The 9732-nt window shown below is 74.7% G+C and carries 2 protein-coding genes; both read left to right on the top strand.

From position 1 onward, the window contains the following. The coding region (locus ACFW1A_RS33660; protein WP_380415811.1) for an SDR family NAD(P)-dependent oxidoreductase at positions 1 to 2934 on the top strand (2934 nt) is incomplete at its 5' end. Positions 2935 to 2994: 60 nt separating this feature from the next. Continuing rightward, on the top strand, positions 2995 to 9732 hold a 6738-nt coding region (locus tag ACFW1A_RS33665; protein ID WP_380415813.1), incomplete at its 3' end, for an SDR family NAD(P)-dependent oxidoreductase.

The following is a 9732-nucleotide window of genomic DNA, read 5'->3' on the forward strand; positions in this document are numbered from 1 at the left end:
GCGCTGTTCCGGTTGCTGGAGTCGTGGGGTGTGAGGCCGGACTATCTGGCCGGGCACTCGATCGGTGAGATCGCTGCGGCGCACGTGGCGGGGGTCTTCTCGCTGGCGGATGCGGCGAAGCTGGTGGTCGAGCGTGGTCGGTTGATGCAGGCACTGCCGGCGGGTGGCGCGATGCTCGCCGTGGAGGCCACGGAGGAGGAGGTCACCGGGCTCGGTGTCGACATTGCAGCGGTGAACGGCCCGCGTGCGGTGGTGCTGTCCGGCCCGGAGGCGGAGATCGACCGGGTCGCGGAGCAGTTCGCCGACCGTCGGACGAAGCGCCTGACGGTGTCGCACGCGTTCCACTCGTCATTGATGGATCCGATGCTTGAGGACTTCCGTGCGGTGGTCAATGGGTTGACGATTAATCAACCCTTGATCCCTCTGGTCAATGATGTGGCGTCGGTGGACTACTGGGTCAACCATGTACGCGGCACGGTCCGGTTCGCTGACGCGTTGACCACACTGGCCGGCAACGGTGTGACCCGTTTCCTGGAGGTCGGCCCCGACGCCGCACTGACCCCGATGGGCCTGGACGACCCCGCCCTGCTCTTCGTCCCGACCACCCGCCGCGACCGCGACGAGGTGCGCGAACTGCTCGCCGGCGTGGGCGCCCTGCACGCGCACGGTGCCGACGTCGACTGGGCCGCCTTCTTCGCCGGCCGCGGCGCCCGGCGGGTCGACCTGCCGACCTACGCCTTCCAGCGCCGCCACTACTGGCTGGAGCACACCCCGGCCGCTGCCCCCACGGTCCTGCCCGGCGACGCCGACCCGGTGGACACCGCGCTCTGGCAGGCGCTGGAGCAGGAGGACCCGGCCGCCCTGGCCGAGCGCCTCGGCGTCACCGCCGATGCGGCCGGCACCGTTCTCCCGGCGATCGCCGCCTGGCGCCGGCGCGGTCAGCGCCAGGCCAAGCTGGACTCCTGGCGGTACCGGATCGAGTGGCACCCGGTGACCGACCGTCAGTCGGCCTCGCCGGCCAGCAGCTGGTTGGTCGTGGTCCCCGCCGAGCAGGCCGAGCACCCGCTGGTCGCGGCCGTGCTGACCGGCCTGGCCGAGCAGGGTGTCCCGGTCCGGTCGTTGCCGGTCGAGGCCACTGCCGGCCGCGCCGCCGTCGCCGACCAACTGCGTGCGGCCGCGGCGGCAGAGCAGCCGGCCGGCCTGCTCTCGCTGCTCGCCCTGGACGACCGCCCGCACCCCGAGCACCCCGCCCTCTCGCTCGGCTGCGCCGCCACGGTGACCCTGGCCCAGGCCGTGCTGGACGCCGAAGTCGGCGCCCGCTTCTGGGTGGTGACCACCGGCGCCGTCGCGGTGGCCGGCTCCGCCGAGCTGGTGCACCCGTACCAGGCGGCGGTCTGGGGCCTGGGCATCGGCCTGGCGCTGGACCGGCCGGCGCACTGGGGCGGCCTGCTCGACCTCCCCGCCGAGCCGGACGGAACGGCGCTGCGCCGACTGGCCGGCGTGCTGGCGGCCACTGACGACGAGGACCAGCTGGCCGTCCGCGCCCAGGGCGTGTTCGGCCGCCGACTGGTCCGGAACCCGGTTGCGGCCGACCCGCGCACCGAGCCGGCCGACTGGCACCCCACCGGCACCACGCTGATCACCGGCGGCACCGGCGGCCTGGGCGCGCACGTGGCCCGGATGCTGGCCGAGCAGGGGGCCGAGCACCTGGTGCTGACCAGTCGGCGCGGCCCGGCCGCCGAGGGCGCCGCCGAGCTGGCCGCCGAACTGCGGGAGTCGGGCACCGAGGTGACGCTGGCGGCGTGCGACGTCGCGGACCGCGCGGCGGTCGCCGAGCTGCTCGCCGCGGTCCCCGCCGACCGGCCGCTGACGGCGGTGGTGCACGCCGCCGGTCTGGCCCAGCGGCTCGCCCCGATCGAGGAGTTGACGCTGTCCGAGTTCGCCGAGGTGGGCCACGCCAAGATCCTGGGCGCCCGCCACCTGGACGAGCTGCTCGGCGACACCGAGTTGGCCGCCTTCGTGCTCTTCTCCTCCGGCGCGGCCGTCTGGGGCAGCGCCGGTCAGGGCGGCTACGCCAGCGCCAACGCCCACCTGGACGCGCTGGCCCACCAGCGCCGGGCGCGCGGCCTGACCGCCACCGCCATCGCCTGGAGCTCCTGGGACGGCGGCATGGTCGGTCCGGAGCTGCGCGCGATGCTGGAGCGGATCGGCGCCCCCGCGATGGCCCCCGACCTGGCGCTGGACGCGCTGCGCCAGGCGCTGGTGCGGGACGAGAGCCACCTGGTGGTGGCCGACTTCGACTGGCCCCGGTTCGCCCCGACCTACACCATGGCCCGCCCGCGCCCGCTGCTGGACGCACTGCCCGAGGTCCGGGCCGCGCTCGCGGCGGACGAGTCCGCCCCCTCGTCCACCTCGCTGGCCGACCGCCTGGCCGGCCTGCCCGAGGCCGAGCAGTCCCGCGCGGTGCTGGACATCGTGCGGGCCGAGGTGGCCGGAGTGCTCGGCTACGAGAACGGCGGCGCCGTGGACCCGACCCGCGCCTTCGAGGACCTCGGCTTCGACTCGGTCGCGGCCGCGGACTTCGGCAAGCGGCTGAGCGCGGCCGTGGGCCGCAAGCAGCCGGCCACCCTGGTCTTCGACTACGCCACCCCGCAGGCCCTGGCCGAGTACCTGCGCGCCGAGCTCTGCCCGGGCGGCGCCGGCTCCTCGCCCCTCGCCCTGCTGGCCGAACTCGACCGGCTGGAGGAGGCGGTGACCGCGCTGGACCCGGCCGAGCTGGACCGGCACCGGATCCCGTCCCGGCTGCAGGCGCTGCTCGGCCGCCTGAACGAGGCGATCGGCGCCGCCAACGGCAGCGACGTCGGCGAGCAACTCGAAGCCGCCAGCGCCGACGACCTCTTCGACTTCATCGACAAAGAGCTCGGACTCGCCTGACCCGGCACGTGACTGGTCCCGCACTCTGTTCGGCCAACGGAACTAAAAGGATGCTGTGAGATGGCGAACGACGACGGCAAGCTCCTCGACTACCTCAAGCGGGTCACCGCCGACCTGGCCCAGACCCGGCGGCGGCTGCAGGAGGTCGAGGCCGGGGACCAGGAGCCGATCGCGATCGTGGCGATGGCCTGCCGTTACCCGGGCGGCATCCAGTCGCCGGAGGACCTGTGGCGGGTGGTCGCGGACGGCGTGGACGCCGTCTCGCCCTTCCCCACCGACCGCGGCTGGCCGCTGGACTCGCTGCTGGACGCCGACTCCGACGCCACCGGCACCAGTTACGTCAGCCACGGCGGATTCGTCCACGAGGTGGGCCAGTTCGACCCGGTGCTGTTCGGCATCTCGCCCCGCGAGGCCGCGGCGATGGACCCGCAGCAGCGGCTGATGCTGGAGGTCTCCTGGGAGGCCCTGGAGCGGGCCGGGCTGGACCCGGACTCGCTGCGCGGTGCGCCGGTCGGCGTCTTCACCGGCTCCGGCATCCAGGACTACGCCAGCGTGCTGGACGAGGCCCCCGAGGCGGCCGAGGCCTACCGGGCCACCGCCACCGCGTCGGCAGTGATCGCCGGCCGGGTCTCCTACACCCTGGGACTGGAGGGCCCGGCCGTCACGGTGGACACCGCCTGCTCCTCCTCGCTGGTCGCCCTGCACCTGGCCGCCCAGGCGCTGCGCCGCCGCGAGTGCACCCTGGCGCTGGCCGGCGGTGTGATGGTGATGTCCACTCCCGGTCCGTTCATCGCGTTCAGCCGGCAGAAGGGCCTGGCCGCCGACGGCCGGATCAAGGCCTTCGCCGAGGCCGCCGACGGCACCAGTTGGGCCGAGGGCGCGGGTGTGCTGCTGGTCGAGCGGCTGTCGGACGCGCGGCGCAACGGGCACCCCGTGCTCGCCGTCGTGCGGGGTTCGGCGATCAACCAGGACGGCGCCTCCAACGGGCTGACCGCGCCGAACGGCCCGGCCCAGCAGCGGGTGATCCGGGCCGCGCTGGCGGACAGCCAGTTGACGACCCATCAGATCGACGTGGTGGAGGGGCACGGCACCGGCACGGTGCTGGGCGACCCGATCGAGGCCCAGGCCCTGCTGGCCACCTACGGCCAGGACCGCTCGCCCGAACGGCCGCTCTGGCTCGGCTCGTTCAAGTCGAACATCGGGCACGCCCAGGCCGCCGCAGGCGTGGCCGGGATCATCAAGATGGTCCAGGCGCTGCAACACGAGGTGCTGCCGCAGACCCTGCACGTGGACCGGCCGTCGTCCCAGGTGGACTGGACGGCCGGGCAGGTCAAGCTGCTCACCGAGGCCCGCGCCTGGGAGCGGAACGGGGAGCAGGCCCGTCGGGCCGGCGTCTCCTCCTTCGGCGTCAGCGGGACCAACGCGCACGTGATCATCGAAGAGGCGCCGGTGGCGGAGCCCGCCGCGGCGGCCGAGCTCACCGCGCCGGTGCGCCCCGCGGCGCTGCCGCTGCCGCTGGGCGGCCGCACTCCCGAGGCGCTGGCCGGACAGGCGGCGCGGCTGGCCGAGCGGCTGCGCGCGGACGAGACGGTCGACCTGCTGGACCTCGGCTACTCGCTGGCCACCGGCCGGGCCGCGCTGGACCACCGCGCGGTGCTGCTGGGCGGCGACCGGACCGCCACCCTGGAGGCCCTGGACGCGCTCGCCGAGGGCCGCCCGGCCGCCGGCGCGGTGCGCGGCACGGTCGGCGGTGGGCTGACGGCGTTCCTGTTCACGGGGCAGGGGTCGCAGCGTGTGGGGATGGGTCGTGAGTTGGCGGCGGCGTTCCCGGTGTTCGCGGCGGCGTGGGCGGAGGTGGCGGCGGCGATCGGGATGGAGCTGCCGTTGGACGATGCGGAGTTGCTGAACCGGACGGAGTTCGCTCAGCCGGCGATCTTCGCGTTCGAGGTGGCGCTGTTCCATTTGCTGGAGTCGTGGGGTGTGAGGCCGGACTATCTGGCCGGGCACTCGATCGGTGAGATCGCTGCGGCGCACGTGGCCGGTGTCTTCTCGCTGGCGGATGCGGCGAAGCTGGTCACCGAGCGCGGTCGGTTGATGCAGGCGTTGCCGGCGGGTGGCGCGATGCTCGCCGTGGAGGCCACGGAGGAGGAGGTCTCCGGTCTCGGGGTGGACATTGCGGCGGTGAACGGTGCGCGTGCGGTGGTGCTGTCCGGTCCGGAGGCGGAGATCGACCGGGTCGCGGAGCAGTTCGCCGACCGTCGGACCAAGCGCCTGACGGTCTCCCACGCCTTCCACTCCTCGCTGATGGACCCGATGCTGGACGAGTTCCGCGCGGTGGTCGCCGGGCTGACCATCAACCGGCCGACCATCGCGCTGGTCAACGACGTCGCCTCGGTCGACTACTGGGTGCACCACGTCCGCGGCACCGTCCGCTTCGCCGACGCGCTGGAGCAGTTGGCCGCGAACGGTGTGACCAGGTTCCTGGAGGTCGGCCCGGACGCCGCGCTGACCCCGCTGCGCCTGGACGACCCGGCGCTGACCTTCGTCGCCACCACCCGTCGCGACCGCGAGGAGACGGCCACCGCCGTCACCGCCCTGGCCCAACTGCACGCCGTCGGCGTGCCGGTGGACTGGCGCGCCTTCTTCGCCGGGCGCGGCGCCCGGCGGGTCGAGCTGCCCACCTACGCCTTCGAGCACCGCCGCTACTGGCTGGACGCCGAACTCGGCAGCAGCGACGTCACCTCCGCGGGCCTGGACGCCACCGACCACCTGCTGCTCGGCGCCGCCGTCGCGCTCGCCGACTCCGACGGTGCCGTGCTGACCGGCCGCCTGTCGGTGGCCACCCACCCGTGGCTGGCCGACCACGCGGTGGGCGGCGCGGTGATCTTCCCGGGCACCGGCTTCGTCGAGCTGGCCGTGCGGGCCGGCGACCAGGTCGGCTGCGACCTGCTGGAGGAGTTGACCCTGCAGGCCCCGCTGCTGCTGCCCGAGCGAGGCGCGGTCCAGCTCCAGGTGGTGGTCGGCGCCCCGGACGCCACCCGGGCCCGTCCGCTGACCATCTACTCCCGCGCACAGGACGCGCCCGCCGAACAGCCGTGGACCCTGCACGTCACCGGCCTGCTGGCTGCCGCACCCACCGGCGCCACCGGCACCGAGCTGACCGCCTGGCCGCCGGCCGGCGCCGTGCCGGTCGAGCTGGCCGACTTCTACCCGACCCTGGCCGCCACCGGCCTCGGCTACGGCCCTGTCTTCCAGGGCCTGCGCGCCGCCTGGACGCTGGACGGCGCGGTCTACGCCGAAGTGGCGCTGCCGGAGTCCGCGCACCCGCACGCCCAGCGGATGGGCCTGCACCCGGCGTTGCTGGACGCTTCACTGCACGCGGTCGCCTTCACCGGCGCGATCGGCGAGCAGGCGGTGCTGCCGTTCGCCTGGTCCGGCGTGCAGCTGCACGCCACCGGCGCCTCGGCGGTCCGGGTCCGGCTCACCCCCAAGGGCGAGGGCACCGTCACCCTGGCGGTCTGCGACCCGGCCGGTCGGCCGGTGGCCACGATCGGCTCGCTGGTGCTGCGTCCGGTGGACACCGGTCAGCTGGCGGCCGCCCGGGCCCGCTTCCACGACGCGCTGTTCGAGACCGCCTGGACTCCGCTGACGGTCGGTCAGGCCCCGGCCGTGAGCTCCGCGGACTGGCGCGACCTGGGCACCGCGACCCCCGAGGTGGTGGTGCTCCAGGTGACCGGCGGCAGCACCGCCGCCGAGGTGCACCGGGCCACCGCCGAGGCGCTGGCCGCGGTGCAGGGCTGGCTGGCCGAGGACCGGTTGGCCGACTCCCGCCTGCTGGTGGTGACCCGCGGCGCCGTCGCCCTGCCCGGTGAGGACCTCACCGACCTGGCCGCCGCCGCGGTCGCCGGCCTGGTCCGCTCGGCCAACTCGGAGAACCCCGGCCGACTGGTGCTGGCCGACCTCGACGCCGTCTCCGCGCTGGACGTGGCCGCCCTCGTGGCGGCCGGTGAGTCCCAGGTGGCCGTCCGGGCCGGAGTGGTGCACGCGCCGCGCCTGGTCCGGGTGCCGGTCCCCACCGAGGAGACGGTGCCCGCCGCCGAGTTCGGCGAGGGCCCGGTGCTGGTGACCGGCGCCACCGGCACCCTGGGAAGGCTGCTGGCCCGCCACCTGGTCACCGCGCACGGGGTGCGCGAGCTGGTCCTGGTCAGCCGGCGGGGCCCGGCCGCCACCGGGGCCGACGAGCTGACCGAGCTGGGCGCCGCGGTACGGGTGGTCTCCTGTGACGTGACGGACCGTCAGGCCGTCGCGGAGCTACTGGCCGAGACCGCGCCGAGCGCCGTGGTGCACGTCGCGGGCGTGCTGGACGACGGCGTGATCGGCTCGCTCACCCCCGAGCGGTTGGCCGACGTGCTCCGCCCGAAGGTGGACGCGGCGCTCAACCTGCACGAGCTGACCCGGGACGCGGAGCTCACCGCGTTCGTGCTCTTCTCCTCCGCGGCCGGCCTGCTCGGTGCGCCGGGCCAGGGCAACTACGCGGCCGCGAACGCCTTCCTGGACGCACTCGCGGTGCACCGCCGGGCCAACGGCCTGCCGGCCCAGTCGCTGGCCTGGGGCCTGTGGGCGCAGGACGGCGGCATGGCGGGCTCGCTGGGCGGCTCGGACCGCTCCCGGCTCTCCCGCGGCGGCATGATCGCGCTGGCGCCCGAGGAGGGCCTGGCGCTCTTCGACGCGGCCGCGGCTTCCGAGCCCGCCGCCGTGGTCCCGGTCAACCTGGACCTGGCCGCGCTGCGAGCCCAGGGCGACGACCTGTCCGACCTGTTCCGCGGCCTGGTCCCGGCGGTGCGCCGGCGCACCGCGGGCAACCGGGCCGACACCGGCGCGCTGCGCACCCGGCTGGCCGGCCTGGGCGAGAGCGAACGAGCGGCTGCCCTGCTGGAACTGGTGCAGGACGAGGTGGCCCGGGTGCTGGGCTTCGCCTCGGGCCGGGCGGTCGAGCCGGAGCGCGCGTTCAGCGAGGTCGGCTTCGACTCGCTGAGCGCCGTCGAGTTCCGCAACGCCCTCGGCGAGGCGGTCGGCATGCGGCTGCCCGCGACCCTGGTCTTCGACTACCCGAACCCGGCCGTGCTGGCCCGCTACCTGCTCGACGAGGTCTGGGGCACCGGCGAGGCGGCCGCCGCCACGGTGGCCACCACGGTGAACGGCGACGAGCCGATCGCCATCGTCGGCATGGCCTGCCGCTACCCGGGTGGGATCACCTCGCCGGAGAGCCTGTGGCAGTTGGTGGCCGACGGGGTGGACGCGATCAGCGAGTTCCCGACCGACCGCGGCTGGGACCTGGACCGGCTCTTCGACCCGACCGCCGAGCGGCCGAACACCAGCTACACCAAGAGCGGCGGATTCCTGCACGACGCGGCGGAGTTCGACCCGGCCTTCTTCGGGATCTCGCCGAACGAGGCACTGATCATGGACCCGCAGCAGCGCCTGCTGCTGGAGGCGTCCTGGGAGGCCTTCGAGCGCGCCGGCATCGACCCGGTGACCCTGAAGGGCTCCAACACCGGTGTGTTCGCCGGGATGATGTACCACGACTACGCGGCCAACAGCAGCACCGGCGCCATCGCCTCTGGCCGGATCTCCTACGTCTTCGGCCTGGAGGGCCCGGCGGTCACCATCGACACCGCCTGCTCCTCCTCGCTGGTCGGCCTGCACCTGGCGGTGCAGGCGCTGCGCAGCGGTGAGTGCTCGCTCGCGCTGGCCGGCGGTGTCGCCGTGATGGCCACGCCCGAGGTCTTCGTGGAGTTCAGCCGCCAGAAGGGGCTGGCGCACGACGGCCGGGCCAAGTCCTTCGCCGCCGCCACCGACGGCACGGCCTGGGGCGAGGGCGTCGGCATGCTGCTGGTCGAGCGCCTCTCGGACGCCCGGCGCAACGGTCACCCGGTGCTGGCCATCGTGAAGGGCACCGCGGTCAACCAGGACGGTGCCTCGAACGGGCTGACCGCGCCGAACGGCCCGTCGCAGCGGCGGGTGATCCGGCAGGCGCTGGCCAACGCGGGCCTGACGGTGGACCAGGTCGACCTGGTGGAGGCGCACGGCACCGGGACCACGCTCGGTGACCCGATCGAGGCCCAGGCCCTGCTGGCCACCTACGGCCAGGACCGTCCGGCGGACCAGCCGCTGCTGCTCGGCTCGATCAAGTCGAACATGGGGCACACCCAGGCGGCGGCGGGCGTGGCCGGGATCATCAAGGTGGTCGAGGCCATCCGGCACGCGGTGCTGCCGAAGACGCTGCACGTGGACGAGCCGACCCCGCACGTCGACTGGGCGGCGGGCAACATCGAACTGCTCACCGAGTCGCGCGCCTGGCCGGACCTGGGGCGGCCGCGACGCGCGGGCGTCTCGTCCTTCGGCATCAGTGGTACCAACGCGCACGTGATCATCGAGCAGGCGCCCGCCGAGGTCGCCGCACCGGCGGTCCAGGCCGCGCCGGTGACGGTGCCGTGGGTGCTCTCCGGCAAGACGCCGGAGGCGCTTCGGGCCCAGGCGGCCCGGCTGGTGGCCGAACTGACGGACCTGGAGCAGGCGCCGCTGGACGTGGCGTTCTCACTGGCCACCCGGCGTTCGCGGTTGGAGCACCGCGCGGTCGCGGTCGGCCGGACCCGCGAGGAACTGCTCGGCTCGCTCGCCGCCTTCGCGGCGGGGGAGCGGGCGTCCGGCGTGGTCCACGGGTCTGCGCAGTTGGCTGGGGCGACGGCGTTCCTGTTCACGGGGCAGGGGTCGCAGCGGGTGGGGATGGGTCGTGAG

Origin of the sequence: Kitasatospora sp. NPDC058965 (assembly GCF_042741245.1) — a bacterium.
Classification (GTDB): Bacteria; Actinomycetota; Actinomycetes; order Streptomycetales; family Streptomycetaceae; genus Kitasatospora.